Here is a 25,620-nt window from a genome sequence, read left to right as displayed (position 1 = left end):
TCTATCAAGAATGAAAAAGATTTATATAATTTTCCCATTGCTCTTTTTGCTTTTCGCGGCATGTAAAAAGGATGGCAAAAGCCCGTCGAAGCCTGATCCGGATAATGATGGTAAAAAATATGAAGTTAATTTCAATATCGGTATTGATGCCGACGAGCAAAACCTGCAACGCTCGTCTAAAATTAAAAAACTGAACAATACCCCGGCTAACCTGGCAGACTTGGCCACCTTTTTAGCCTATTATGTTTTTAATAGCGATGATAAATTAGTAACCTCGCTGATACAAACCAGTACCACGCCAAATTTTGGAAAGATAACTGATGGCTTTGCTGCCGGAACGTATACTGTTGTACTGGTAGCTACTAAAAATAAGCCGACGGAATATGACTCTAAACATATAGTTGCGCTGGGCAGCGACACTTTCTATCAAAAATTTGAACTTACTGTAACGGCATCTACTGTAACCCAAAATATTAACCTTCAACGTGTAAACGGCCAGTTGGAAGTGAAGTTTCTTGATGCTATTGATGATGAGACTTTATCAATACAATATAGTTTGGAAAACGATTACAGCCTGTTGTTGAACAACGGCACGCCCGATATTAGTAAGCCCTACCGTCGTAGTGAAACAAAAAACATAGCGCCTTCATTATTCGGCATCACTAACTACACTTACAAAACTTATGTTACCAACACTGTAAAACCAATTAAAGTGGTAGTAACCGTAAGTAATAAAATATTTGGAACATACGGCAAGGTGATAGATAGCGTGATGATTTATCCTAACACACGTACTATACTATCGGGCAATGTGTTTAAAGGTGCTTATGGAGAACAGGGCTTTACCGTAACCTATAATGAGTTGTATGGTAACGACACTACAGTGGTAGAATATTAATAATAACCTGCAATTTTTAAAACATGAAAGCAATTTACAATACTATAGCCATTGCCATACTAACTACCGTTGCATCCTGTAAAAAAGATGTAAAACCCACACCATCTGATAATAACAAGGAGTATGAAGTAAATTTTACAGTATCCGGTTTCTCTAAAGATTATTCGGGTATAAAAACCAACGCAGTTGGAGATACGGCTATACGAGAGGATAATGACTATAAATTTTACCGTGTATTTCACCGGTTTATATTAAACAGTACCGGAGCCGAGGTAGGCAATTATATAACCACTACCGATGGCAGCATAAAGGTAAAATTGCAACCCGGCAACTATACAATTTATTGCGCAGCCGGCTTAAACGATGACACGCGTGGGCTTAGCAGGCAAGAAAAAGAAGGTGCAGTGTATGGCACACTTGTCCATTCAGGCAACTCAAGCATCGCTTTTTACTATGACACCAGTTTTTATCCTTCCCTATTCAGAGAAACATTTGCCAAAAGTATGGCATTTACGGTGGGCCAATCAAACCAGTCGCTTAACATAGTACTTGAACGTGTAGTAGCCCAGGTACAATTGCATATTAAAGATGCTATACCAAGCAACGTTAAATATATATACACGCGCGTGTCACCGGCAAAGCATGTTTACAACTGGGGTTCAGAACCTTACGGCGTGGACGACCTCCTGAATAGTGCTGACGCAGGTGCACGTTTTACTATTACCAGCAGTTTATCCGGAAAAAGCAACCTGCGTTTTGCCACTTATGCATTGGTTGATGCCAACAGCAAGCACAATATAACCATTGAAGCGGTGGATGCCAACAACAAGGTAATAGCTTCAAAAGCGCTTACCGACGTTACATGTAACCCTAACCAGATAACGCTTTTAACCGGAAATTTATTCGGCGGAAACGGCACCGCCACAGGTACGAATGTTAAAGTTGACAGCACATGGAACAGCAATATTGTTTATAAATCATTTTAAGCAAGCGTTTAATTGAAAGTGAAAGCCCTTCCACCATCCGGAAGGGCTTTCTCTTTTTCATAAAAATTCACATATAATTTTGATTTTATGATCTACTGTATATATTTGCAGCACTTCAAAATCTATAGTACTACTATATATTAAAAATGAACGGTTACAAACTACATCATCTTCATCTGCATCATCGCCACCATGGCGATATTAGATAATGTATGTTTCTACGTGAAATAACAGCACCCCCGTTTATTTATTTACCCTTAATTTTATTTTGTGAAAACACTAAAAATAGCGATCCAAAAATCGGGTCGGCTAAATGAAAAGTCTGTTGAGCTGCTTAAAAACTGCGGCCTTAACTTTGAAAATTATAAAAGCTCATTAATATCACCGGTATCGAATTTTCCGCTTGAAATACTTTTTTTGCGTGACGACGATATTCCTGAGTATGTACAGGATGGCATTGCCGACCTGGGCATTGTAGGCGAAAACGTTATACAGGAAACCGAGGTTGACGTAGCCTACCTGCAGCCCTTGGGCTTTGGCCGTTGCTCGCTTAAGATAGCCATACCAAACAACAGCGATATCAGTAGCCTGGCATCGTTGAATGGTAAGGCCATCGCTACCACCTACCCTGTCATCCTGAACAAGTATCTGCAAAGTAATAATATTGAAGCCGACATCCGCACCATATCAGGCTCGGTTGAAATTTCGCCGGGTTTAGGTTTAAGCGATGCGATATGCGATTTGGTATCAACCGGCGGAACGCTAAAAAGCAATGGCCTTAAACCCTTTGCCGATGTAATGAGCAGCGAGGCGGTATTGATCGGCCGTAAAGGTGAAGAAGATAACGACCTGATACAGGAACTGATCCAGCGTGTACAATCAGTATTACGCGCTAAAGAAACCAAGTACGTAGTGCTTAACGCACCAAAAGCAAACCTGGATGCCATTACAGCGTTGTTACCTGGGGTAAAAAGCCCATCGGTAGTAGCGCTTGCTGAAAGCGACTGGGTAGCAGTACACACCGTAATACCCGAGCGTGATTTTTGGGACCGCATAAGCCAATTGAAACAGGCCGGCGCCCAGGGCATAGTGGTATTGCCGATTGAGAAGATAATATTTTAGGCGCCACCCCTCCTAAATCCTCCCCATAAGGGAGGACTTGATAAGGTGGTATAAAACTCCCTCTCCTTTGGAGAGGGCTGGGGAGAGGTTTTATGAAGACTTACAACTATTCAGATTTAACCAAACAGGACATAGCTCGACTGGTGCAACGCAACGTTGACCCGGCTAATGAAATACGTACCATTGTTGAAGAGGTTATCAGCAACGTACAGCAGCATGGCGACCGTGCCCTGTATGACTATGCCAACCGTTTTGACAAAGTAACGCTTGACAAGCTTTACCTCAACAAGCATGAGCTGGAGGAAATAGCCGCCACCGTATTGCCTGAGCAAAAAGCGGCATTGGATATTGCCTACCAAAATATCTATAGGTTCCATGAGTCGCAGTTAAAAGCTGAGGATAAGGTGGAAACCATGCCCGGTGTAACCTGCTGGCGCGAGTTGCGCCCGATTGAAAAGGTAGGCTTATACATTCCCGGTGGATCTGCCGTATTGCCAAGCACTTTTTTGATGCTGGGCATTCCCGCTAAAATTGCCGGTTGCCATGAGTTGATCGTGTGTTCTCCGCCGCAAAAAAATGGCAAGGTGAACGCGTTTATCGCCTACGTGGCACTAATGCTGGGTATCGACAGGATATTTCTGGCTGGCGGCGCGCAGGCTATCGCGGCAATGGCATATGGTACAGAAAGCATCACAAAGGTTGATAAGATATTTGGCCCGGGAAACCAATTTGTTACCAAGGCCAAAACCATTATACAATCAACCACCACAACGGCTATTGATATGCCTGCCGGGCCCTCTGAAGTATTGGTGATTGCCGACGATACCGCCAATGCGAGATTCATCGCGGCTGACCTTTTAGCCCAGGCTGAGCATGGTATTGACAGCCAGGCTGTACTGGTTTGCACATCTCAAGAAATTGCCGCAGCAGCATCTGAGGAAGTAGAGAAACAATTAGCGGTATTACCCCGTGCCGAAATTGCCCGCCAGGCCATTGATAACTCTTACATCGTAGTAACCCCAAGCCTCGGCGAAGCCATGAGTTTCAGCAACCAGTACGCGCCAGAACACTTGATTTTAGCTACCGAAAAATGGCAGGAAATAACCGGCAGCATCATAAACGCAGGCTCGGTATTTTTGGGCAACCTTACACCCGAAAGCGCGGGCGACTACGCATCCGGAACCAACCATACGCTACCCACAAGTAGCTATGCCAAAGCCTATTCAGGTGTTTCAGTTGATTCGTTTGTTAAAAAGATAACCTTTCAGCACATCACGGCTGATGGTTTGCAAAATATTGGTCCGGCGGTGCAAACCCTGGCCGAGTTAGAAGGCCTGCATGCGCATGCTAATGCGGTTGGTGTAAGGTATAACCCCTCCTAAATCCTCCCCGTAAGGGAGGACTTTTGATAGTAAAGATGAATAAATACATTATCTATATTTTGAGCTTGGTATTATTTGCGGCCTGCAAAGGCAAGCAAACAAGTGCACCATCGGATAGCTTGCTATTTGACACTACTCCAGCGCAGTCAAAAACAGATACTATTAAAGTCGCCGCAGTTGAGGATACTATTTTTAAGCCTTACAAACTGATTGATAATTTTATAGTTGCTGATACCGGCTACTTTGATTTTGGACTGGGAGATGGCACATATGCCGTTGTAAAAAAAGATAATAAACTATTGGACACCATTGATCAGCAATACGGAATACAGAAAATCTCGAAAGACATTTATTTGTATTTGGTGATTGATGGTAAAAGCATACTGACCGACAAAGAAAATGAGGATGGAGTGGTTGGTAATAACTGTTATAAAAAATCGATATTCGCTAACATAGGTGATTTCATCATCTTGAATAAAGGGAATAAGATCAGCCTCAATAACAAAGCTGAAGACTTTGGCTGGTTTGCTAACCCGGCAATCATCAATCAAAAGATCTATTACTGGAAAGTATCAGAAGCAGGCACTAACAATCGTGTTTTCGCCGCGATGTTTGACCCTCTGACACTTAAAACAACGAGCCATTATTTATTTAATGATTTTATTGAAACCGATGATGGGGGTTACTTTGAATCACCTCAATCATCTAATGGCCAAATTATTTTTCAATTTAATGGAAAGAGATATATCTTCTCTTCCGGTTTAACTCTTAAATAACCATGTTCGATATAAATAAAATACTTCGTCCTAATATAAAAAAACTGGTGCCTTACTCCTCTGCACGTGATGAGTTCAAGGGGGAAGCCAGCGTGTATCTGGACGCTAACGAGAATGCTTTTGGCTCACCGTTGGATACCGCCTATAATCGCTACCCAGATCCGTTGCAATACAAGGTTAAAAAGCGCCTGAGCGAAATTAAAGGCGTGCCGCCGCGCAACATATTTTTGGGTAATGGCAGCGATGAGGCTATTGATGTGCTATTCCGCAGCTTTTGTAATCCGGGAGTTGATAATGTGATACTGGTACCACCCACCTACGGCATGTATGAGGTATCGGCTAACATCAATGATATTGAAACCCGCAAGGTATTACTTACCGAAGATTATCAGCTCAACCTGGAAGGCATTGCCGAAGCGATTGACGAGCACACCAAAATGATCTTCATTTGCTCACCCAACAACCCCACCGGCAACTCCATTAATCGTGAAGATGTGGAAACATTACTGGCCAACTTTAGTGGTTTAGTAGTGGTTGATGAAGCTTATATCAACTTTAGTCGCCAAAAAACCTTTATACAGGAACTCACCGAATATGCCAACCTTGTAGTGTTGCAAACCTTGTCGAAAGCATGGGGCTTAGCCGGGCTGCGTGTGGGTATGGCCTTTGCCAGCGAGGAGATCATCGAGGTGATGAACAAGGTGAAACCGCCTTACAACATCAACGAAGCTTCGCAGCAATTAGCATTGGAGGCCTTGAACAATATTGACACCGTAAATAGCTGGATTAAAGAAACTTTAACACAACGGGATAAACTTGTACTTCAGTTAAAAAACTTTGATTTTGTGCTGGATATTTATCCTTCCGACGCTAACTTTATCTTGGTAAAAACTACCGGCGCGCGGGATATTTACAACTACCTGGTGCAACAGGGCATTATCGTCCGCGACCGTTCAAAAGTGGAGCTCTGCGAGGGTTGCCTGCGCATTACCATCGGCACGCCAGCCGAAAATGAAACATTGATCAACGCTTTACAAAATTATAAATGAGCCTGAAAAAAGTACTTTTTATTGACCGCGACGGCACCCTGATCAACGAGCCTGCCGATGAGCAGATCGACTCGTTTGCCAAACTGGAGTTTTATCCCGGCGCGCTGCAATGGCTGCCTAAAATAGCCCAACTTGGTTTTGAGCTGGTGATGGTTACCAACCAGGATGGCCTGGGTACATCATCGCACCCGGAAGCTAACTTTTACCCGGTGCACGATTTCATTTTAAAAACCTTTGAGAACGAGGGCGTAACCTTCGATGCCATATTTATTGACCGCACCTTTGCACGCGACAATGCTCCTACCCGCAAACCGGGCACGGCGCTGCTCACGCAATATCTAAACGCCGACGAGTACGATCTGCAAGGCTCTTTCGTTATCGGCGACCGTAAGAATGATGTGTTATTAGCCAAAAATCTGGGTGCTAAGGCCATCTGGTTAAATAATGACACCAATCTTGGTGGAGCCGAATTTGATACCGACAAATGGCCCGAAAGCATTAAGGAGAGCATCGCTATTGAAAGCACCGATTGGAAGGATATTTATGAATACCTGAAACTGGGGCAACGGGTAGTTGAACACCGCCGCACTACCAAGGAAACCGACATCTTTATCAAACTAAATCTTGATGGTACGGGCGAAGCTAAGATTTCGACAGGTTTAAATTTCTTCGACCACATGTTGGATCAGATAGCGCGCCATGGCAGTGTTGATCTGGAAGTTATTGCCAAAGGCGACCTGCATATTGACGAACACCACACCGTTGAAGATACCGGCATAGCCCTGGGTGAGGTTTTTGCCGAGGCATTAGGCAATAAAAAAGGAATTGAGCGTTATGGTTTTTGCCTCCCGATGGATGATTGCCTGGCGCAGGCAGCTATTGATTTTGGCGGCCGCAACTGGATTGTTTGGGATGCCGAATTCAAGCGGGAAAAAGTGGGCGATGTACCTACCGAAATGTTTTACCATTTCTTTAAATCATTCAGTGATGCCGCTAAGTGCAACCTCAACATAAAAGCCGAAGGTGTTAACGAGCATCACAAAATTGAAGCGATATTTAAAGCCTTTGCCAAAGCCATCAAAATGGCCGTAAAGCGCGATGTGGACAAGATGGTTTTACCAAGCACTAAGGGAGTACTGTAGGCCCCCTAACCCCCTAAAGGGGGAACAGAAGTTTGAATTGCAATGGATGAAATGAACACTAACAGTACCCTGGCTTCGCTCACTGGTGAAGCTGCTCCCCCTTCAGGGGGCGGGGGGATCGGAATTATCAGATACGGAGCCGGCAATATATTTTCGCTCACTGCGGCTTTAGACAGGCTGGGTATTGCCTACGGAATGATACACAATGAAGCTGATTTTGAACAGTTTGATCGCTATATCATACCCGGCGTAGGCCACGCGGGCGCTGCCATGCAAAAGTTACAAAATACCGGCTTAGTACCTAAAATCCGTTCGCTTACCAAGCCTGTGTTGGGCATTTGTGTTGGAATGCAGTTGCTGACCGAACATTCTGAAGAAGGCGATTCAAACCTGTTAAGCATCGTTCCGGTAAAAACCCGCCGCTTTGCTGATAGCGCTGAATACAAAGTTCCGCACACCGGCTGGAACCAGGTTTACTCCGAAAAAGAGAATAAACTGTTTGCAAATATTCCGCAAGGTTCGCACTTTTACTTTGTACATTCATATTTTATTGAGTACAACGGTGCATACACTTTGTCGTCAGCAACTTATAATAACAAGTTTTCGGCATCAATTTGGCTAAATAATTTTTTCGGGGTTCAGTTTCATCCCGAAAAATCAGGCATATATGGTGAAACACTCTTAACTAACTTTTCAAAAATTTAAAAAGGCATGTATATTATTCCCGCTATAGATATTCTGAACAAAAAAGTTGTGCGCCTGCGCGAAGGCGATTACCAGCAAGTTACAGAGTACGATGTATCATTGGAAGAGATGATAGAGCGCTACCAGTCAAACGGTACCAATTTTATTCACGTTATCGACCTTAACGGCGCAAAAAACGATTTCTCTAACCAGGAATACCTCTTTAATGTGATCCGCAAAACGGACATGAAAATACAATATGGCGGCGGCGTTCGCAGCATTGAAAAAGTGAAGGAGTTGATTGATGCCGGAGTTCATCGCGTTATAGTGGGTACACAAGCACTTACTAATCCCAGCTTTTTGGTTGATCTGAGCAAATCCATCTGCGGTAACTATAAATGTTCTGATCAGGTGGTTATCGCGATCGACGTACTGGATGAAGTGATCAAGTACTCAGGCTGGATGGAAAGCTCACCTATCAAATTAATGGATTATGTAGATAAGTGCCTGGCGCTGGGCTTCTTCCGCTTTTTATGTACAGATATTAATAAGGACGGAAAATTAGGCGGTGCCGGCATTGAATTGTACGAAAAACTTTTAGACCATTCTCCTTTCATCAAGCTGATCGCCTCCGGCGGGGTAAGCTCCATGCAGGATATTGAAAAGCTGAGCCGCATTAAAGTAGAATCGTGCGTGGTAGGTAAAGCTATCTATGAAGGCCATATTTCTATCGAGGATGTGAAAAACTGGAATCTGGAAGCGCTAATATCGATTTAGAGCCCCCAACCCCTAAAGGGGAGCATTTTATCTCATGAAAAAGAAGATGTTTCTTGGCGCAAGTAGTTTGATATTTAAAAATGCCGGGCGCCTATGAAATAACATGACAGATGCGGAGATGCTGCTATGGGGACATTTAAAAGGCAGCCAGCTTGGCGCAAAATTCAGGAGGCAACACCCATTAGGCATTTATATTGCCGATTTTTATTGTCATCAACATAAATTGGTTATTGAGGTAGATGGCGGCATTCATAATTTACCCAGGGTTGCTGTTAACGATATTAAGAGGCAACTGAATATTGAAGATGACGGAATCAAGGTACTTCGTTTTACAAACGATGAGATATATAATCAATTACAAAAAGTATTGGATACAATAATACAAGCCACAACCTCCCCCTTTAGGGGGCCGGGGGGCCTTAGCAAACGAATTATCCCCTGCCTTGACGTTAAGGACGGGCGCACAGTTAAAGGCGTAAACTTTGTTGACCTGCGCGATGCCGGCGACCCGGTGGAGCTGGCCTGGAACTATTCAAACCAAGGAGCGGACGAACTGGTGTTCCTGGACATAACCGCAACGGTTGAACGCCGTAAAACCATGGTTGAGCTGGTTAAGGCCGTAGCCCGGCAGATCAATATACCATTCACTATAGGTGGCGGAATCAACGAGATAGCCGATGCCGATGCCTTGCTGAATGCCGGCGCAGATAAAATTTCAATCAACTCAGCAGCCGTGCGCAACCCCGCGCTGATTGATCAGTTGGCTAAAGCCTTCGGGGTGCAGTTTGTGGTGATAGCGGTTGATACCCGCAGCATTGGCGATAAAAACATTGTTCACCTGAATGGCGGGCGCCTGCCTACGGAGCGCGAAACACTGGAATGGATATTAGAGGCCGAAAGTCGCGGCGCAGGCGAGATCCTGCTTACTTCTATGGATCATGATGGCACTAAGGCGGGGTTTGACAATGGCTTGCTTAAAACCGTTAACGATGCCGTACATATTCCGGTAATAGCCTCGGGCGGCGCGGGTTCGGTACAGCATTTTGTGGATGTATTTGAAAAAACTAATGTTGATGCCGCTTTGGCCGCATCGGTTTTTCATTACGGCGAGATATTGATACCCGATCTGAAAAACACTTTACAACAACATAGCATTGAAGTGCGGATGGTTTGATAGCTTTGCTAAGTCAACATCCCCTATCAAAAAACTCTTATAATGAACATCGATTTCGATAAAAGCGACGGCCTGGTGCCGGTTATTATACAAGACGAGCAAACCCTCGAGGTGCTGATGCTCGGTTACATGGATAAAGAGGCATACGACAAAACCGTTCAGGAAAACGTGGTGACGTTTTTCTCCCGCTCAAAAAACCGCCTGTGGAAAAAGGGCGAAACCAGCGGCAACTATCTGCATGTAAAAAACATTGACATTGATTGCGATAACGATACCCTGCTTATAAAAGTTAAAGCTGATGGCCCAACCTGCCATACCGGCTCACGCAGTTGTTTTAACACGGAGTACAACCAAAATTTCATTCACGAGTTAGAACGCATTATAGCTGATCGTTACGAAAATCCGCAGGAAGGCTCGTACGTGAATAAACTGCACAAAAAAGGTTTAAATAAAATAAGCCAAAAGGTTGGCGAAGAGGCCGTTGAAACCGTAATAGCCGCTTTAAATGAAACCGAGCACGACTTTATCAATGAGTCATCTGACCTGATGTTTCACCTGCTGGTGCTACTGCGCGAAAAAGGTATCAGCCTTGAAACTATAGCCAAGAATTTAGAGGAGAGGCATAAGTAGACCATGGTCAATAGTCAATGGTCAATAGTGAATGTATTTAAATTATTGACAAACGATTAATTGAAGAACACTATGGACTATGGCCTATCGTCCATGGACTCTCTAAATAAACCATGAACTATGGACGATCAACTATTGACTAATTTATGATCGAAGTACAAAAAATAGCTGAACTTACCGGGCATGGCAACCCGATATTTACGGCTGAACTATCGCAAAAGCCGGGGATATTGTTTACCGGAGGCAATGACAAGGGCGTGGTTGAGTGGAGCCTGAGGGACAATACTTTTATCAAGGTGATGTTCCCGGTGCCTGCTTCGGTCTATGCTATTCACTGCCCGGAGGGCTATCCGTACATGTTTGTGGGATTACGTACCGGCGATGTGGCTGTGTTTGATTTTATACAGCAAAAAGTGATCAAGCTGCTCAAGCATCACGTTAAGCCGGTGTTTGATATTAAAGCCGTCACTCCCAAAAAAGAACTTTTAGTGGCCAGCGAAGATGGCTCGGTAACCGTTTGGAGTCTCGAAACGCTGGAGCTACTGCATACCATTCAGGTATCGGTCGATACCATTCGCTGCATAACCATATCTCTCGCCAAAAAGCACATAGCCTTTGGCTGTCGCGACAGCAGCGTTAAGATATATGATATGGACGATTACGGTTTTATTACCTCGCTAAACGAGCATACAATGGCCGTATTTTCAGCGCAGTACTCGCCGGACGGAAGCTACCTGCTAACCGGCTCGCGCGATGCGCAACTCAAAGTTTGGGATACCACCAATTACTCTTTACAAGAAAATGTAGCGGCACATATGTTCGCTATTAATAATATTGCCTTTCACCCAACTCGACCGTATTTTGCTACGGCCAGTATGGATAAAAGCATCAAAATATGGGACGCGCATAACTTTAAGCTCCGCAAAATCATAAGCCGCGAAAAAGGCCTGCCATCGCATGTATTATCGGTTAACAAACTGGTATGGAATGGCGACCACCTGATATCCGTAAGCGATGATAAAACCGTGTTGATATGGGATGTTAGCTTTAGTGATTGAAGTAGCGTTTGATAACGGCTAACTTATGCGTGTACTTCCCCTGCTCTTCTGAGTAAATTCCCTTTTCATCAATCTGCTCAATCTTAACACGTCCGGATGCATGGATGATGTTGCCATCGCCCAGCAAAATACCCACGTGAGTAATACGGCCTTCGGCATTAGTAAAAAATGCCAGGTCACCTTCTTGCGCTGAATCCAGATCTGCAACTAATTCGCCTTGCTGTGCCTGTTGCGATGCATCCCTGTCTATTTTAATTCCATGCAGCTTAAAAACAGCCTGTGTTAATCCAGAGCAGTCAATACCGAAATGTGTACGCCCTCCCCACAAATAAGGCGCATTCAGAAATTGCATAGCGGTTTCTATCAAGGTATCTTCCAGTTCATCATCAACTTCAGGTACCGCATAGTAATCGTCGCCAACCCGGCATTCATCCCCCTCTAAAAAAGGCAGCGAGCTACCAAAGGGCAAATACAACAAAGCCATTTCGGGCTTTTTAAATGCCCAGGTTACAGCCGAGTTGGTAATAACAGGCGGCGTTTGTTTGATGTGATTGTAATCAACCTCATCTAAATTGGTGAACAACAGCTTACCTATCCAGCCGGTATAATTTTCATAAGCGGTAGTGATCTTTACCCAATGCTCCTGGCGTTCCAATATCTCAAAAGCTTCACCAAACAATACTTGTGTCATTATCTCGCTGCGCTCAGATGGTTCAGCCTTTAAAGGCGCGATGGCCATATTGCAAATACCGTATTCCATTAAAAAATATTTGTCTCAAAGGTAATCATTCGAAATAAATAATATATTTGTAAGTACTTACGTAAACAATTACGTAAGTACTTACATAAAATTGATATGTCGATAATTGATGACTTGCAAGAACTTGCCATTGGCGCAAGAATGAAGCGTTTGTATGATACTTTTGCCGAAAGTGTAGCGCTTATATATAAAGATGAAGGACTTACATTTGAACCAAAATATTTTGCTTTATACTACCTGATTAGTCGCCGGGAAGAAATAGGCATTACTGAAATTTCGGAAGAGTTGGCCCTAAGTCATCCCGGAGTTATACATTTGGCTAAAGAATTAGAGGCTTTAGGTTACATTGAATCGGTAAAATCAAAAACAGATAGCCGTAAGCGTAACCTGCGCCTATCCGAAAAAGGGAAACAATCGCTGGTAAAGTTTGAACACGTTTGGGCTAAGATAACCAGCTTGAACAAGTCGTTATTCAGCAATCAACAAAACCATTTGTTACAAGCCGTTATTGAAACAGAGGATCAGTTAGCCGAAAAGAATTATTACCAGCGCTTTAAGGAAATGTTCAGTTACTCCGGGCCTACTGAAGTTAAGATATTGGATTACAAGCCTGAGCTTGCGCCTTACTTCAAATCGCTCAACGTGGAATGGATCAATACTTATTTTACTGTTGAAGCCCACGACCTGGAGCAACTCGATCATCCGGAACATATATTGAACAACGGCGGCCGAATTATTTTTGCCGAGGTTGATGGGGATATAGCAGGCACTTGCGCCTTAATAAAAACGGGTTACCTGGAATATGAAATAGCCAAAATGGGCGTAAGCCCCAAATACCAGGGCCGTAAGATAGGTCAGGCATTAATGACCTCAGTTGTTGATACCGTTCGCAGCCTGGGCGCCAAACGTGTCTGGCTGGGCTCAAATAGTAAGCTCGCCCCTGCCCTTGCCATATATCGCAAGTTCGGTTTCAAGGATATTCCGGTAGGTGATTCACCTTATAAACGGGCAGATGTGAAGATGGAGATGTATTTGTAAGGTTAGCAGGACAATTTGTTAAACCCCTCCCTTAGAAGGGTTAGGTGGGGTCAAAAAAAAGGAGCATCAAACGATGCTCCTTTTCAATATTTACTAAAAAGATGATTAATTACTCACCCATGTGCAGCCAATCTTTTTTGGCAAGCAATTCTTCTTCGGTTTCGCGGATATCTTCGTCGTCCACACAGCAATCTACCGGACAAACGGCAGCACACTGTGGCTCATCGTGAAAACCAACACATTCGGTACACTTATCGGGTACTATATAATATATATCATCAGATAATGCAGCCTGAGCTTCTTCAGCATTCAGGGTATTGCCATCGCCAAAGTCGATAAGCCCCTTTAAACCTGTACCATCAGAAAAACGCCAGGCGGCACCTGCATCATAAATAGCGTTATTAGGGCATTCCGGTTCGCAGGCCCCGCAGTTTATGCATTCGTCGGTGATTTTGATCGCCATATTTTATTATTATATATTCTAAATTAACTTTGCAAGCTGCAAATATAACAAAAAAAGGGTTTCAGGGTTTACACTGATACCACATTTAATATGTCAAATTACAATCCGGATACATACATACAGGCTTTTGCCGCGCTGGGTGAATACCTGTGCCAGCCCGATGAGCTACTGCAAAACATCATACAAACCGAGAAACAGCAGAATGCCTGGTTCACGCCAGAGAATATACAATCGGCCATTGATGCCATAGCCAGCAATCTCACCATATCTAATTTAAAGGAATGGCTGACAGGTTACAATGTAAAAGCCTACAGGCAGCCTAAGAACGTGGGACTGATACTGGCAGGCAATATTCCATTGGTAGGTTTTCATGATGTGTTGTGCGTAATTTTGTCAGGCAATAAGGCGCTCATCAAAGCCTCATCACAGGATAGCCGCCTGATACGCTTTTTGCTTAACAAGCTGGTGCAAATTAACAGCGCCATTGAGGATAGCTTTACTTTTGTTGACAAGCTACAGGGCTTTGATGCCATTATTGCCACGGGCAGCGATAATACCTCTCGTTACTTTGAGTACTACTTTGGCAAAGTGCCACACATCATCCGCAAAAATCGTAATAGCATAGCGGTGCTCACAGGTACTGAAACGCGAGAACAATTGCATACGCTCGGGCACGATATTTTTGACTACTTCGGTCTGGGCTGCCGCAACGTATCAAAGGTGTTGGTGCCTGCGGGTTATGATTTTACGAGCTTTTTTGAGTCGATTGAAAGCTATAGTGAGGTAAACAATCACCATAAGTATCATAACAATTACGATTATAATAAATCAATATACCTGGTAAACCGCGATAAGCATTATGATAACGGCTTTTTACTGGTGAAGCAGGATAAACGTTTGGCCTCGCCCCTGGCGGTATTGTTTTATGAGGAATACGACAGCCTGGAAGCCGCTCAACAGCAAATTATCGCTAATACTGATAAGATACAATGCGTGGTGAGCGACGCCGATTTACAGGTGAATAACCAAGTGGTAAAGTTTGGCCAAAGCCAGCAACCCGGCCTCGCCGATTACGCCGATGGAATTGATACCATGAAATTTTTGGCTGATCTTTAAAATAACGATAACTTTGGAGGAGGCCATAGTTGATAGACCATAGTCAATGGTAAAGGCCTTTTTTGATTATTTAAACAAACTATGGACTATCGACTATAGACCATCGACTAAATGTATATTATAAAAGTAAAGGGCGTTGCCAAAATACCGGATTATGTGCAGCTGCGTGATGACAAGTTTACGCTGCTGGCCTATTTCAGGGTTGACAGGCCTGATAAATCACTTGATAAAGTGGGGCTCGGTGATAAATCTGAGCAGATAATGAATATTATTAACGACCTGCCTTTCGGGCAGATTTTAAAATTAGAGCTGTAAAAACTACCATGATTGGAAATTCTATTATAAAACTTACCGGCGTTGATATATTTCAGCAAAAGCACCTCGTGCTTTCAAACGTAAACCTGCATATTGATAAAAATGATTTCGTTTGGCTTATAGGTCAAACCGGATCTGGCAAGAGTAGTTTGCTGAAAATATTGTACGGCGATTTAAATATTGCCAATGGCAGCGGATATGCCTGCGGGTATGACCTGGGTAAGCTGGCTGACCGTGATGTACCTTTTCTGCGCCGCAAGCTGGGCATAGTTTTCCAGGATTTTCAATTGCTTACAGACCGTACCATTGAGCAAAACTTGCACTTTGTGCTAAACGCCACGGGCTGGACAGACAAAAAGCTCGTGACAGACCGTACGCTCGACGTGTTGGAAAAAGTGGGCTTACGCTCTAAACTTAAAAAAATGCCGCATGAGCTGTCAGGCGGCGAGCAGCAACGTGTGGTAATTGCGCGTGCCCTGCTTAATGATCCGGAGATCATTTTGGCTGATGAGCCTACCGGTAACCTCGACCCTGATACATCCGAAGAAATTGTAATGCTGCTTAAGCAGATAAGCCAGCAAATGGGCACTGCGGTTGTTGTGGCTACGCATGATTATCATATCATCCGCACCTTCCCATCACGCATCATTAAATGTGAGAACGGTAAGGTATTAGAGGATGTGCAAATAGCCTGAGTTTAGTTTAGGAAGCAGTCGCGGTGGCAGTAGCAGTAGTTTTTTGGGTGGCAATTGCGGTAGCGATTGCATTAAAAACTTAATAACTACTATCGCAAACGCTACTGCTTTTTTATGAGTTTTACTGTAACCGCCACTGCCACCTCTGTCAAATTCTGTCATTGCTTCCTAAATAATACGACTGCCGCTGTCAGCTTGGCTGTTTTACAGCTATGGCAAGGCATTTGTTTGGCACTATTTAGCTATGAAATTTAATGATATGTTGAAGAAAAAAAAGAAAGAACATACCAATATGCAAGAGAATAACGAGGAGCTGAACGAGCAAACAGCTGCCGAACAAGATACTACTCAGCAACCAGCCGAGGAAACAATGCAAGAGCCTACCGCTGAAGCTAAGTTGAAAGAAGAATTAGCACAGGCCAATGACAAATATCTGCGCCTGTATGCCGAGTTTGATAATTTCAGAAGGCGCACTACCAAAGAACGCGTTGAGCTGTTGCAAACCGCCGGTAAAGAGATCATTGTATCATTATTGCCGGTACTGGATGATTTTGAGCGTGCTTTTAAATCAATGGATCAAGCGACCGATGTTGTTGCGGTTAAGGCGGGCGTTGAGCTTATACATAGCAAACTAAACAATATCCTTTCACAAAAAGGTTTAAAACCGATGGAAGCTGTTGGCGAACCTTTCGACGCTGACTTGCATGAGGCAATTACCAACATTCCCGCACCAACGGACGATATGAAAGGCAAAGTTATAGACCAGATGGAAAAGGGCTACTACCTTGGCGATAAGGTAGTTCGCTTTGCTAAAGTTATTGTAGGAAATTAAATATTGCGTTATTGAAAATTATTGAATTACTGATTTATTGAATGAGAGAAAATCAATAATTCCGGCAATCAATAATTCGATAATTGAGATAATTGAACATAAACAGAGATGTCAAAAAGAGATTATTACGACGTACTTGGGGTTTCGCGTAATGCCGACGCCGATGAAATAAAGAAGGCCTACCGCAAGATGGCTATCAAATATCACCCTGACAAAAACCAGGGCGATAAAGAGGCAGAGGAAAAATTTAAGGAAGCAGCCGAAGCTTACGAGGTGTTAAGCAACCCTGAAAAACGCCAGCGCTATAATCAGTTTGGCCATGCAGCCAATGCGCAATCAGCAACCGGCGGCGGCTATGGCGGCGGCGGCATGAATATGGAAGACATATTCAGCCAGTTTGGCGATATATTTGGCGGCGGTAGTCCGTTTGAGGGTTTCTTTGGCGGCGGTGGGCGTCAGGGTGGCGGCGGCAGGCGTGTAGCCCGCGGCAGCAACCTGCGTATCAAGGTAAAGCTTACACTTGAGGAAATTGCCAACGGTGCCGAGAAAAAGATCAAGGTTAACAAGCAGGTGGTTTGTAAAACCTGCGATGGCAGTGGCGCAAAGGATAAATCATCCTTTCAAACCTGTAAAACCTGCGGCGGCAGCGGCGCGGTACGCAGGGTGACCAACACGATTTTGGGCCAGATGCAAACTACCAGCACCTGCCCTACCTGTAACGGCGAAGGTTCTATCATTACTTCAAAATGTAATGTTTGCCATGGCGATGGTGTTGTTCGCGGCGAAGAAACTATTACCATTAACGTACCTGCCGGTGTTAGCGAAGGTATGCAATTAAGCATGAGCGGCAAGGGTAACGCGGCCCCACGTGGCGGTGTACCCGGCGACCTGATCATCCTGATTGAGGAAGTACCGCACGAAACATTGAAACGCGATGGTAATAATGTGATTTACGATCTGCACATCAGCTTTATTGATGCCGCTTTAGGTACCAGCGTTGAAGTGCCAACTATTGATGGCAAAGCCAAGATCAAGATAGACGCGGGCACACAAGGTGGCAAGATATTGCGGTTGAAAGGCAAAGGCGTGCCGGAAGTAAATTCGTACCACCGTGGCGACCAGTTGGTGCACGTAAACATATGGACACCAAAGGCGCTTAGCCGAGAGGAACGCGAAACACTGGAAAAGCTGCAAAGTTCACCCAACTTTAAACCCAACCCGGGCAAAAACGAAAAGAGCTTTTTTGAACGGATGAAGGAATATTTTGAGTAACAAAGTAAGCGTAAAGTAATATACAGCCCGGTTATTCCGGGCTGTTTTGTTTATGTACTATATTTACTGCTAAATCTGTTTACATGAAAATCTCTCTAAAATCAGCCCAGCTGGCTTTTTTACTGAATATTATTTATATCGTGAGTCGGGGCATTTCGGCTGCGGTTAAAATCATCCCTTTAATTATACCTCAAGGCTTGCAGTACTTTTTAATATTTTTAGCCGAGTTAAGCTTTGTGGCGGTCATCATATTTTTGATTGGTGCGCTAAGGCACTGGCAGTCAAAATCGACCGCTTTGTGGCTGGGTATTTACCTTGCGCTTAGCATCATCAGCTTTTTTATACCTATAGCTTACCATACCGGCTTGCTTACCTTAACAGCATCCACCAGCTTTATACTGGCCATACCTGTGTTTGCTACTTTCGCGGCGATTATTGTGATGATGATGACCTCGTTCCGCATTACTCCTACTACATTGGGCACAGCTTTCAGAGCCTTTTTTATCGTGGTGATACTATCAGCCCTAATAAGTCATTATCTGCCGACTTTAATGCCTGCGGTACAAACGCCAACTGTGAATAAATTGTCCATAGCGGCAGTTGAATTAGTTAATTTACTACCGGGCTTCGCCATTTTCTTTATCCTGCAAAAAGTATGGCTGCTGCTTAACGGCGGCACAACTGTTAACAAAAAAGTTTAACCAAACCATTCATCAGCTTTAAGGTTTTATGGCTACTATGAATAAACGCATCGCGGTGATGGACCTTGGTACCAACACATTCCATTTGCTGATTACCGAAGGAAGCATTGCCGATCACGTTGTTCTGGAGCATGAGCACATCGCCGTAAAATTAGGTGAAGGCGGTATCAATAAAGGCACTATTCAACCTGAAGCATTCGCGCGTGGACTGAGTACCATGCAGCAATTCAAAAAGCTGATCGATAAGCACCAGGTTGATCATGTTCGGGCCATCGCCACCTCTGCCCTACGCAATGCCGGTAACGGGCACGATTTTATACAACAGGTAAAAGGGATTACGGGAATACACATCGAAATTATTGATGGCGATACCGAGGCGGGTTTGATCTATGAGGGCATTAAGGCATCCGGCTGCCTCTCGGCCAATAATACGCTTATCATGGATATTGGCGGCGGAAGCGTAGAGTTCATTTTGGGTAATAACAACGGTATCACCTGGAAACAAAGCTTTGAAATTGGCGCAGCCCGCCTGATGGATAAATTCCACCAAACGGACCCAATACCGCAGGCGTCAATTGTTGACCTAAATAATTACCTCGACGATAATCTTGAACCATTGTTTCAAGCGGCCGAACATCTTAAAGTAAATAAACTAATTGGTTCATCCGGCGCTTTTGAAACCTTTACAGCGTTAATTGAAAAGCCGAAAAATCCGAACTTTAAATTAAAGGACGTACGGAATTACGATTTTGATTACGAGTATCTTACCAAAGTAACCGACGATATTATTTCTTCATCGCACGATGAAAGGGCAACAAACCCGGCCATCAATCCCGTTAGGGTTGATATGATCGTGGTAGCATCATTAATTACGCGCTTTGTGATGCGGCGTTTAGATATTCATGATGTGGCTATGTCAACCTACTCATTAAAAGAAGGTGTGTTGGCACAGGAGCTGGCTAATTAATGGTTTAAATGTAAACCACCTTGCAGTTCCAGTAACCCAAAACAACTTGATACACCTATAATCAACACCAGCAAGCCTGCAAGCACCCACTCCCATTTACGTGCAAACGGCGCAACAATTACGCAAACTATAGCATGTATTATAACAAGAAATATTTGTACAAGCAGACCTTCTTCACCAGCCAAACCACACATCAACGTGTAACCTATCATCACCATTAAATTGATGCCGGTAATGCCCATGTAGATTGGGCGCTTATTAGGTTCAGGATTTTGTTCAGGCGTCATACAGGTATTTCATTACGTAACTGGTTGAGGTATTCTATTTTGTCATCACGGTAAAACAGGTTCATGGTTTCAAAGGGGATAATCTTCATATCCTTGTTCACGATGTGCACACACGATTTTTTGATGGCGCGTACATCAAAGTTCTGCGCATCTATAAAATTCATAATAATAACCCTGAACAGGTTATCATACCCCAAGTTGGGCGCATCAATTTCGGGCAAACAGCACATGATGGATTTTAAATGCTCCTTTGCCTTATCAACTGAATTACCGGTGCTGAACATATTGAGCAGGTGCAGTTTCAATTGCTCGTCCTGCTCATAAACGATGGTATTCTTCGAATTATCAAGCAAGTCATCCGGGTTAATCATCCGCGTAAGCGGGAATACCTGCTCGCCCAGTTTAAGGGCATACCCCATCACCAGCGCATCCGGGTTGCAGGGTACCGGGATCAGGTCATTATGGTTAAAAACATCCGTTTGCTCCAGTATGGCGCTACGCACTTCGGTCATGGTATAACGCTCGGTGGCCTCGTTATAATTTTCAAGCCTGCCCGCCTGCTGCGTTGGCTGAAAGGTTACACCACGCACACAACGCTGCTTTAACGCATACTCAATAATCTTGCCTATCTCGTGCGTATTCACCCCTTTTTGCAGGGTTACCACCAGCGTGGTCGACAGATTGTATTTATTAAGATGCTCAATTGCCTTTTCTCTCACCCACCGCAAATCCTCGCCACGCAATTTCTCCAGTGCTTCTTGCTCAAATGAATCAAATTGCAGGTAGATCTCAAAATCGGGCATATAGCTGGCCAATCGCTCCACAAAGGCTTCATCCTTGGCAATGCGGATACCGTTGGTATTGAGCATGAGATGCCTGATGGGTTTGGTTTTAGCAATGTCCAGTATCTCAAAAAATTGAGGATGCACCGTAGGTTCGCCGCCGCTTAGTTGTATCACATCGGGCTCGCCCTCGTTGCGTACCACCACATTCAACATTTGTTCAATCTCCTCCAAAGTACGGTGCCGCCCGTAATGCGGCGACGACATGGCATAACAGGTTGGGCAGGTAAGGTTACAGCGGTCGGTCACCTCTATAACGGTAAGGCATGAGTGCTGCTCGTGGTCGGCACACAAACCGCAATCATAAGGGCAACCGTAGTGTGTTGCCGTATTAAACCTTAAAGGCATTTCGCTGCGCTTGGCGTAGTTGCGACAATTTTTATAGTATTCAATATCGGTAGCTATCAAAACTTTTTCGCGGCCATGTTTTGGGCATACTTTCAGCATGTACACCTTTTCATCCTCAAACACGATTTTGGCATCCACCCGCCGCAGGCAGGTTGAGCAAATGCTCAGGGTAAAATCATAATATATATACGGGCGCTCAGGCATGTGCAATTAGTTTTACAGGTTTGATGAATACCTTGTAATAATACAATAATCCGCCTAAACAAACCAACTGTATTGTTGATAACCCGATATTGAAGAAGTAGGCGGGCTTAATAAACTCAATAAATAATCTGAACAACAGGTAGCTCACCATAAATAGTTTGAACTTAGCGCCATCGGCTAAAGTGTACCTTCTGCTGATAGCGCCAATCGCTATCCACAGGATCAACCAAAATAAAATCTCATATAAATTGGTGGGATGCCGGTAAACACCATCGCCAAAGTTGATGGCCCAGGGTAAGGTCGTCGCGATGCCATAAGTACCATCTTCCAACCCGGCAAAAAAGCAGCCGGTACGGCCGATGATCATAGCAATGATCAAGGGGTAAACCATCAGATCACCGGAAGAGGCTTTTACGCCGATAACCTTCTTTACCAGTTCAACTCCTATCAACCCGCCAAGCAAACCACCAATTATGGTTTTGTTGGCCATGAAATTATAAAGACTGAGTTGTTTTAAATATTCGGGATTTTCAAAGACACCTACCACATGTGAGCCTAAAAAAGCCCCGGCAGCAGCGCCAATAAAAATGAGCAGGCGGTTATAATCGCTTATCGTATCGTAAACATGCCTTCGCAGGTAGCTGTAATACCGGTAGCCAATAAAGTAAGATAACGTTTCGCAGATGAAGTGTATGGGTAGCGAAAGTTTGCCGATATGTAAGTCTACAGGAAAATGCAAAGCCGGTTTTTACGGCAAAATACACATTTTGACGCTTTATCAGGATAAGCGGGGTAATTGCTTATAAACCTTTTCGGTTGGCAGGCCAACAACGTTGGTATATGATCCGTTGATACGCTCAATGCCGATCAGCCCTATACGCTCCTGAATACCGTATGATCCCGCCTTGTCAAGCGGCTGGTATTCATCCACGTAACTTTGTATTTCGGCATCGGTTAGCTTGCGGAAGAACACCTCGCTTACATCAAAAAACTTATTATAATTGCCTTTATATAATAAACAAACGCCGGTTACTACACGGTGCACCCTGCCTGACAACTTTTTAAGCATCTCGACCGCATGCTCTGCCGATTCAGGTTTGCCGAGTATTTCGCCATCAATAGTAACTATGGTATCGGCAGTAAGCACCACCTCGTCGGCAACTTCCTCATCAAAAGCCTCGGCTTTTTGGGTGGCAATGTATACAGCAACCTCCTCGGGTGTAAGGCCTTCAGGAAAACTCTCGTCAACATCCTTTAACACCACACGGAAATCGACATCCATCAGTTGCAGCAACTGCTGCCTGCGCGGTGATTTTGAAGCCAGAATTACAGGTGGGAATTTGCTCATATTTTCAGTCGATAGACAATGGACCATAGCCCATGGTTATTATTTAAGTCGATAGACAATAGTCCATAGACCATAGTGTTTCAATTATCGTAGTAAGTTCTCCTACTATGGTCCATCGACCATGGACTATGGACGAACTTACCAGCTATACGCTTCGGCGTTCATCCATTTGCCTTGTACTTTGAGTACTTTTTCGATGATGTCGCGCGCGCAGCCTTTGCCGCCGGGTATTGGTGATACATAGTCGCACACGGCCTTTATTTCTTCTACGGCATCGGCAGGGCAAACGCGCAAACCGGCTAACTGTATAACGGTCAAATCGGGTATATCGTCACCTAAATAAACAACGTTGGTGGCTTTGATGCGCTTTTCTTCCAGGTAAAGTTTAAAGCGTTCGTCCTTGTTACGGGCGCCAATATAAACATCGGTTATACCCAAGCTATTAAGGCGGTGGATGATGCTTTTTGAGCGACTGCCGGAAATAGCGCAAACATTATAACCCAGTTTAACGGCCAATTGTAACGCATAACCATCCTTTATATTAAACGCGCGCGTTTGCACGCCATCGTCAGCAACAAATACCGATCCATCGGTCAGTACACCGTCAACGTCAAAAATAAAGGTGGTAATATCTTTCAGCTTGGTTAAAAACGATTCCATGCTGCGTGATTATTGATTATCGCGCCACTCGTACACCCATGCCGATTGTATCTGCTCCAGGTGGCCTTCATTAGCTTCTTCGCGCGTACCGGCAAAGTTAGGCAACGATAGCACCCACTCCAGCAGGTCGGTAAAACGTATGCGGTAAATTTTCGCCTCGGTAAATTCATCGCCAAACTTTTCGTAAAGTCCCATGGCAATGTCTTCGTATTCGTTCCAGTGTATAGGCAGGGCAAATTTATCTTGTGTCATGTTCGGTATAGTGAGTGCTTGTTAGTGTCCTAAAAATTGTGATTGATCGGGCAGGGTAACTTCAATATCGCCATCAATAACTACGCATTGGCAGCCCAGGCGAGAGTTGATGCGCGGGTTTACCGCACGATCGATAAAATCCTCTTCCTTGTCTGATATTTCCTGGATATTATCCATACCCTTGTTCACGTAAATATGGCAGGTACTGCACCCGCAAACGCCGCCGCAGTTGTGCTGCAGCTCAATACCATTCTCAAGACAAACATCCAGCACCGATTCGCCTTCAGCTATGGGGAGTTCAACCGTCTGGTGATCCTTCTCCTCAAAGTTTATCTTTACTTTAAAAACATTCATTTGGGCAAAAGTAACAAAATTAGCCGTGTAGTTATTCTGATTTATCCATTTTGATAATGGCCTGACTTAGCATCCGGTAAACCGCCTGTAAGTCAGCATCATTATCTAACAACTCCAAATGCGCCTGCATGGTTTTTTCGTCGCCGCGTACGGCCGGGCCGGTTTGCACCTTTGCGGGAGATGCCTGCTGCACCTTTTGCGCCGTTTCATCAATTAACGGACGGATGATATTAAAATCCAGGTGATTTTTATTGAGCAACTGCTCGGCAACATGGTATAAATAATTAGGAAAATTGCAGGCGAATACCGCTGCCAGGTGCAGTATCTTCCGCTGATCGGAGTTTACCCGGTAAACCTTGTTGCTAATGGTTTGGGCAAGGTGTTGTAAGTGGTTGGTTATATCATCATCAGCCCCTTCAACACAAAGGGGCACATTCAGAAAATTGAGCTCACGTATCTTACTAAATGTTTGCAGCGGGTAGAACACGCCGCAGTTACCGGTAAATATCTCCAACGCCGAAATACTGGTAGCGCCGGATGTATGTACTACAAGCTTATTGTACGGGGCCAGTTGTTTGGCTACATCCATAATCGCATCATCCTTTACGGCGATGAGGAATAGATCCGTTTCGGGGTTGATGCCTGCCAAGTTGTCGATAGCCTCCGCCCCTACATGGTAGGCCAGCAGGGCGGCATTTTGCATGGTGGGGCTGTAAACCTGCACAATACGATGGCCCGCATTTTTAAAGGCCGCGGCCATGTGTGTAGCCACATTGCCCGCCCCGATGATGGTGATACGCATAGCGCAAAGCTAAGGGTTTGGTTTTGCAGGATGATATTTTAATTGGATATTTAAAGCATGAAGAACCTGCTTATCACCACACTGATATTTTTTGCTCTTTCTGTTGCCAGCTACGCACAATCCACAAAAACGCCTAAGCAAACAAAAAAGCGTAGCCTTACACCTTTAGAACAATTAAATAATTGGAGGCCGGAACATGACGATTGTCTGCGTCGTAACCGTTATACCCTAACTAAGCGACTAAGCATATATCCTTTTAATAAAGCGGCTAAGGTATTGGCTGTATCCTACCATTACTTTAATAATGAGGAGGCAGACATCATTTATGATAAACCGGATAGTAGTTTGCACAAAATTAAAGCAAAAAAAGACCCAACAAAGTATGGAATAAAAATAGTTAATGGCGTTTTAGATACAACCCGCCTGGTTGAGATCAAAAAGCTTACTCCGCTGCAAATTGAGAAGCTGACGGATCTTTTGTACAATACCGGCTATAAAGTAGAAGGCCTTAATAGTACTGACCATGGTGGTTGCTTCATGCCCAGAAACGCCTTTTATTTATTAACAAACAAGGCAAGATTTATGATTACCTCGAAATTTGCTTTGAATGCAATAACTACGCCTCGCAATCAGACAAGATCAACATTGGTGATTTGTGCACGCAGAAGTACGATTTGCTGAAAAAG

Annotated in this window: 31 protein-coding genes and 1 pseudogene; 22 read left to right on the top strand and 10 right to left on the bottom strand. The window is 44.1% G+C overall.

Translation table 11 applies throughout. The features are described from left to right. Positions 1–10: 10 nt before the first annotated feature. From LT679_RS02490 to LT679_RS02430, 13 genes and pseudogenes are all read left to right on the top strand, one after another. The gene (locus tag LT679_RS02490; RefSeq protein ID WP_232175339.1) at positions 11–898 is read left to right on the top strand and encodes a hypothetical protein; all 888 of its coding nucleotides are present in this window, start codon (positions 11–13) and stop codon (positions 896–898) included. 23 nt (positions 899–921) lie between these two features. After that, entirely contained in the window at positions 922–1,884 is a 963-nt protein-coding gene (locus LT679_RS02485; protein WP_232175338.1) for a hypothetical protein, read from the top strand. 270 nt (positions 1,885–2,154) lie between these two features. Further along, a complete protein-coding gene (gene hisG / locus LT679_RS02480) occupies positions 2,155–3,006 on the top strand; it encodes an ATP phosphoribosyltransferase (protein WP_232175337.1) in 852 nt (283 codons plus the stop codon). Positions 3,007–3,098: 92 nt separating this feature from the next. Beyond that, the gene (gene hisD, locus LT679_RS02475; RefSeq protein WP_232175335.1) at positions 3,099–4,388 is read left to right on the top strand and encodes a histidinol dehydrogenase; all 1,290 of its coding nucleotides are present in this window, start codon (positions 3,099–3,101) and stop codon (positions 4,386–4,388) included. Positions 4,389–4,423: 35 nt separating this feature from the next. Continuing rightward, a complete protein-coding gene (locus tag LT679_RS02470; RefSeq protein WP_232175334.1) occupies positions 4,424–5,164 on the top strand; it encodes a hypothetical protein in 741 nt (246 codons plus the stop codon). A 2-nt stretch (positions 5,165–5,166) separates the two neighbouring features. Beyond that, positions 5,167–6,213 carry a histidinol-phosphate transaminase gene (hisC, locus tag LT679_RS02465; protein WP_232175333.1) on the top strand — a complete coding sequence of 349 codons (1,047 nt, stop codon included), beginning with the start codon at positions 5,167–5,169 and terminating at the stop codon, positions 6,211–6,213. After that, positions 6,210–7,355: a bifunctional histidinol-phosphatase/imidazoleglycerol-phosphate dehydratase HisB gene (hisB, locus tag LT679_RS02460; RefSeq protein ID WP_232175332.1), complete on the top strand. Its 1,146-nt coding sequence runs from the start codon at positions 6,210–6,212 to the stop codon at positions 7,353–7,355. The genes hisC and hisB overlap by 4 nt, the downstream gene beginning before the upstream one ends. Before the next feature lie 51 nt (positions 7,356–7,406). Beyond that, positions 7,407–8,060 (top strand): imidazole glycerol phosphate synthase subunit HisH, encoded by a 654-nt coding sequence (gene hisH, locus LT679_RS02455; RefSeq protein WP_232175331.1) that lies wholly within the window; start codon positions 7,407–7,409, stop codon positions 8,058–8,060. 6 nt (positions 8,061–8,066) lie between these two features. Next, positions 8,067–8,816: a 1-(5-phosphoribosyl)-5-[(5-phosphoribosylamino)methylideneamino]imidazole-4-carboxamide isomerase gene (locus tag LT679_RS02450; RefSeq protein WP_232175330.1), complete on the top strand. Its 750-nt coding sequence runs from the start codon at positions 8,067–8,069 to the stop codon at positions 8,814–8,816. Between the two features lie 103 nt (positions 8,817–8,919). Further along, positions 8,920–9,192: pseudogene (locus LT679_RS02445) on the top strand (endonuclease domain-containing protein); the annotation flags it as partial. Positions 9,193–9,195: 3 nt separating this feature from the next. Then, entirely contained in the window at positions 9,196–9,990 is a 795-nt protein-coding gene (gene hisF, locus LT679_RS02440; protein ID WP_232176052.1) for an imidazole glycerol phosphate synthase subunit HisF, read from the top strand. Positions 9,991–10,029: 39 nt separating this feature from the next. Then, on the top strand, positions 10,030–10,620 hold the full coding sequence (gene hisIE / locus LT679_RS02435; protein WP_317206529.1) for a bifunctional phosphoribosyl-AMP cyclohydrolase/phosphoribosyl-ATP diphosphatase HisIE: 591 nt from the start codon (positions 10,030–10,032) through the stop codon (positions 10,618–10,620). Positions 10,621–10,766: 146 nt separating this feature from the next. Then, positions 10,767–11,678, top strand: coding sequence for a WD40 repeat domain-containing protein (locus LT679_RS02430; protein WP_232175328.1), 912 nt, complete (start codon positions 10,767–10,769; stop codon positions 11,676–11,678). Here LT679_RS02430 and LT679_RS02425 read toward each other — a convergent pair. After that, positions 11,668–12,438, bottom strand: a complete 771-nt coding sequence (locus tag LT679_RS02425; RefSeq protein WP_232175327.1) for a C40 family peptidase — start codon at positions 12,436–12,438, stop codon at positions 11,668–11,670. The two genes, LT679_RS02430 and LT679_RS02425, sit on opposite strands and share 11 nt — an antisense overlap. Before the next feature lie 96 nt (positions 12,439–12,534). Between LT679_RS02425 and LT679_RS02420 the strand changes: the two genes are divergently transcribed. Beyond that, a complete protein-coding gene (locus LT679_RS02420; protein ID WP_232175325.1) occupies positions 12,535–13,476 on the top strand; it encodes a bifunctional helix-turn-helix transcriptional regulator/GNAT family N-acetyltransferase in 942 nt (313 codons plus the stop codon). 109 nt (positions 13,477–13,585) lie between these two features. On the opposite strand, the gene LT679_RS02415 is transcribed toward LT679_RS02420, so the two are convergent. Then, a complete protein-coding gene (locus LT679_RS02415) occupies positions 13,586–13,939 on the bottom strand; it encodes a 4Fe-4S dicluster domain-containing protein (RefSeq protein WP_232175323.1) in 354 nt (117 codons plus the stop codon). 90 nt (positions 13,940–14,029) lie between these two features. On the opposite strand from LT679_RS02415, the gene LT679_RS02410 reads away from it, so the two are divergent. The 7 genes from LT679_RS02410 (at position 14,030) to LT679_RS02380 (ending at position 19,837) form a co-directional block, all read left to right on the top strand. Continuing rightward, positions 14,030–15,055: an acyl-CoA reductase gene (locus LT679_RS02410; RefSeq protein WP_232175321.1), complete on the top strand. Its 1,026-nt coding sequence runs from the start codon at positions 14,030–14,032 to the stop codon at positions 15,053–15,055. 111 nt (positions 15,056–15,166) lie between these two features. Then, positions 15,167–15,370: a fructose-6-phosphate aldolase gene (locus LT679_RS02405; RefSeq protein ID WP_232175319.1), complete on the top strand. Its 204-nt coding sequence runs from the start codon at positions 15,167–15,169 to the stop codon at positions 15,368–15,370. 8 nt (positions 15,371–15,378) lie between these two features. Then, entirely contained in the window at positions 15,379–16,065 is a 687-nt protein-coding gene (locus LT679_RS02400; RefSeq protein ID WP_232175318.1) for a cell division ATP-binding protein FtsE, read from the top strand. Positions 16,066–16,309: 244 nt separating this feature from the next. Then, a complete protein-coding gene (locus tag LT679_RS02395; RefSeq protein ID WP_232175317.1) occupies positions 16,310–16,897 on the top strand; it encodes a nucleotide exchange factor GrpE in 588 nt (195 codons plus the stop codon). Positions 16,898–17,005: 108 nt separating this feature from the next. Next, complete coding sequence (gene dnaJ / locus LT679_RS02390) at positions 17,006–18,169, top strand: molecular chaperone DnaJ (RefSeq protein ID WP_232175316.1); 1,164 nt, start codon at positions 17,006–17,008, stop codon at positions 18,167–18,169. A gap of 83 nt (positions 18,170–18,252) precedes the next feature. Next, the gene (locus LT679_RS02385) at positions 18,253–18,870 is read left to right on the top strand and encodes a hypothetical protein (RefSeq protein ID WP_232175315.1); all 618 of its coding nucleotides are present in this window, start codon (positions 18,253–18,255) and stop codon (positions 18,868–18,870) included. Positions 18,871–18,907: 37 nt separating this feature from the next. Continuing rightward, the gene (locus LT679_RS02380) at positions 18,908–19,837 is read left to right on the top strand and encodes a Ppx/GppA phosphatase family protein (protein ID WP_232175314.1); all 930 of its coding nucleotides are present in this window, start codon (positions 18,908–18,910) and stop codon (positions 19,835–19,837) included. Here the strand turns inward: LT679_RS02380 and LT679_RS02375 are convergent. The 8 genes from LT679_RS02375 to LT679_RS02340 form a co-directional block, all read right to left on the bottom strand. Further along, entirely contained in the window at positions 19,834–20,124 is a 291-nt protein-coding gene (locus LT679_RS02375; RefSeq protein WP_232175313.1) for a hypothetical protein, read from the bottom strand. The genes LT679_RS02380 and LT679_RS02375 overlap by 4 nt on opposite strands. After that, on the bottom strand, positions 20,121–21,518 hold the full coding sequence (locus tag LT679_RS02370; protein ID WP_232175312.1) for a radical SAM protein: 1,398 nt from the start codon (positions 21,516–21,518) through the stop codon (positions 20,121–20,123). Before LT679_RS02370 ends, LT679_RS02375 begins: the two co-directional genes overlap by 4 nt. Then, positions 21,511–22,257, bottom strand: coding sequence for a prolipoprotein diacylglyceryl transferase (locus tag LT679_RS02365; protein WP_232175311.1), 747 nt, complete (start codon positions 22,255–22,257; stop codon positions 21,511–21,513). Before LT679_RS02365 ends, LT679_RS02370 begins: the two co-directional genes overlap by 8 nt. Positions 22,258–22,296: 39 nt before the next feature. Beyond that, complete coding sequence (locus tag LT679_RS02360) at positions 22,297–22,866, bottom strand: Maf family protein (protein WP_232175310.1); 570 nt, start codon at positions 22,864–22,866, stop codon at positions 22,297–22,299. Positions 22,867–23,004: 138 nt separating this feature from the next. After that, the gene (locus LT679_RS02355) at positions 23,005–23,526 is read right to left on the bottom strand and encodes a KdsC family phosphatase (protein ID WP_232175309.1); all 522 of its coding nucleotides are present in this window, start codon (positions 23,524–23,526) and stop codon (positions 23,005–23,007) included. Between the two features lie 9 nt (positions 23,527–23,535). Further along, positions 23,536–23,778 (bottom strand): Fe-S cluster assembly protein IscX, encoded by a 243-nt coding sequence (gene iscX / locus LT679_RS02350; protein ID WP_232175308.1) that lies wholly within the window; start codon positions 23,776–23,778, stop codon positions 23,536–23,538. 21 nt (positions 23,779–23,799) lie between these two features. Continuing rightward, positions 23,800–24,132 carry a 2Fe-2S iron-sulfur cluster-binding protein gene (locus tag LT679_RS02345; protein ID WP_232175307.1) on the bottom strand — a complete coding sequence of 111 codons (333 nt, stop codon included), beginning with the start codon at positions 24,130–24,132 and terminating at the stop codon, positions 23,800–23,802. A 31-nt stretch (positions 24,133–24,163) separates the two neighbouring features. Next, on the bottom strand, positions 24,164–24,934 hold the full coding sequence (locus LT679_RS02340) for a Rossmann-like and DUF2520 domain-containing protein (RefSeq protein ID WP_232175306.1): 771 nt from the start codon (positions 24,932–24,934) through the stop codon (positions 24,164–24,166). 57 nt (positions 24,935–24,991) lie between these two features. On the opposite strand from LT679_RS02340, the gene LT679_RS02335 reads away from it, so the two are divergent. Then, positions 24,992–25,615, top strand: coding sequence for a hypothetical protein (locus tag LT679_RS02335; RefSeq protein ID WP_232175305.1), 624 nt, complete (start codon positions 24,992–24,994; stop codon positions 25,613–25,615). The last annotated feature ends 5 nt before the right edge of the window (positions 25,616–25,620 follow it).

It is taken from the genome of Mucilaginibacter roseus, assembly GCF_021215455.1.
Taxonomy (GTDB): domain Bacteria; phylum Bacteroidota; class Bacteroidia; order Sphingobacteriales; family Sphingobacteriaceae; genus Mucilaginibacter; species Mucilaginibacter roseus.
Note: the sequence above shows the minus strand (reverse complement) of the source record. Positions and strands in the feature narration are given on the sequence as shown.

What these genes read in the sequence shown, in the direction of transcription:
- LT679_RS02360 (WP_232175310.1), bottom strand. Translation starts at nt 22,866, where the DNA reads ATGAGCAAATTCCCACCTGTAATTCTGGCTTCAAAATCACCGCGCAGG.
- LT679_RS02450 (WP_232175330.1), top strand. Translation starts at nt 8,067, where the DNA reads ATGTATATTATTCCCGCTATAGATATTCTGAACAAAAAAGTTGTGCGC.
- LT679_RS02355 (WP_232175309.1), bottom strand. Translation starts at nt 23,526, where the DNA reads ATGGAATCGTTTTTAACCAAGCTGAAAGATATTACCACCTTTATTTTT.
- dnaJ (WP_232175316.1), top strand. Translation starts at nt 17,006, where the DNA reads ATGTCAAAAAGAGATTATTACGACGTACTTGGGGTTTCGCGTAATGCC.
- LT679_RS02375 (WP_232175313.1), bottom strand. Translation starts at nt 20,124, where the DNA reads ATGACGCCTGAACAAAATCCTGAACCTAATAAGCGCCCAATCTACATG.
- LT679_RS02485 (WP_232175338.1), top strand. Translation starts at nt 922, where the DNA reads ATGAAAGCAATTTACAATACTATAGCCATTGCCATACTAACTACCGTT.
- LT679_RS02470 (WP_232175334.1), top strand. Translation starts at nt 4,424, where the DNA reads ATGAATAAATACATTATCTATATTTTGAGCTTGGTATTATTTGCGGCC.
- LT679_RS02415 (WP_232175323.1), bottom strand. Translation starts at nt 13,939, where the DNA reads ATGGCGATCAAAATCACCGACGAATGCATAAACTGCGGGGCCTGCGAA.
- LT679_RS02405 (WP_232175319.1), top strand. Translation starts at nt 15,167, where the DNA reads ATGTATATTATAAAAGTAAAGGGCGTTGCCAAAATACCGGATTATGTG.
- LT679_RS02420 (WP_232175325.1), top strand. Translation starts at nt 12,535, where the DNA reads ATGTCGATAATTGATGACTTGCAAGAACTTGCCATTGGCGCAAGAATG.
- hisD (WP_232175335.1), top strand. Translation starts at nt 3,099, where the DNA reads ATGAAGACTTACAACTATTCAGATTTAACCAAACAGGACATAGCTCGA.
- LT679_RS02340 (WP_232175306.1), bottom strand. Translation starts at nt 24,934, where the DNA reads ATGCGTATCACCATCATCGGGGCGGGCAATGTGGCTACACACATGGCC.
- hisH (WP_232175331.1), top strand. Translation starts at nt 7,407, where the DNA reads ATGAACACTAACAGTACCCTGGCTTCGCTCACTGGTGAAGCTGCTCCC.
- LT679_RS02335 (WP_232175305.1), top strand. Translation starts at nt 24,992, where the DNA reads ATGAAGAACCTGCTTATCACCACACTGATATTTTTTGCTCTTTCTGTT.
- LT679_RS02490 (WP_232175339.1), top strand. Translation starts at nt 11, where the DNA reads ATGAAAAAGATTTATATAATTTTCCCATTGCTCTTTTTGCTTTTCGCG.
- LT679_RS02400 (WP_232175318.1), top strand. Translation starts at nt 15,379, where the DNA reads ATGATTGGAAATTCTATTATAAAACTTACCGGCGTTGATATATTTCAG.
- LT679_RS02425 (WP_232175327.1), bottom strand. Translation starts at nt 12,438, where the DNA reads ATGGAATACGGTATTTGCAATATGGCCATCGCGCCTTTAAAGGCTGAA.
- iscX (WP_232175308.1), bottom strand. Translation starts at nt 23,778, where the DNA reads ATGACACAAGATAAATTTGCCCTGCCTATACACTGGAACGAATACGAA.
- hisC (WP_232175333.1), top strand. Translation starts at nt 5,167, where the DNA reads ATGTTCGATATAAATAAAATACTTCGTCCTAATATAAAAAAACTGGTG.
- LT679_RS02395 (WP_232175317.1), top strand. Translation starts at nt 16,310, where the DNA reads ATGAAATTTAATGATATGTTGAAGAAAAAAAAGAAAGAACATACCAAT.
- LT679_RS02380 (WP_232175314.1), top strand. Translation starts at nt 18,908, where the DNA reads ATGAATAAACGCATCGCGGTGATGGACCTTGGTACCAACACATTCCAT.
- LT679_RS02385 (WP_232175315.1), top strand. Translation starts at nt 18,253, where the DNA reads ATGAAAATCTCTCTAAAATCAGCCCAGCTGGCTTTTTTACTGAATATT.
- hisB (WP_232175332.1), top strand. Translation starts at nt 6,210, where the DNA reads ATGAGCCTGAAAAAAGTACTTTTTATTGACCGCGACGGCACCCTGATC.
- LT679_RS02345 (WP_232175307.1), bottom strand. Translation starts at nt 24,132, where the DNA reads ATGAATGTTTTTAAAGTAAAGATAAACTTTGAGGAGAAGGATCACCAG.
- LT679_RS02410 (WP_232175321.1), top strand. Translation starts at nt 14,030, where the DNA reads ATGTCAAATTACAATCCGGATACATACATACAGGCTTTTGCCGCGCTG.
- LT679_RS02370 (WP_232175312.1), bottom strand. Translation starts at nt 21,518, where the DNA reads ATGCCTGAGCGCCCGTATATATATTATGATTTTACCCTGAGCATTTGC.
- LT679_RS02430 (WP_232175328.1), top strand. Translation starts at nt 10,767, where the DNA reads ATGATCGAAGTACAAAAAATAGCTGAACTTACCGGGCATGGCAACCCG.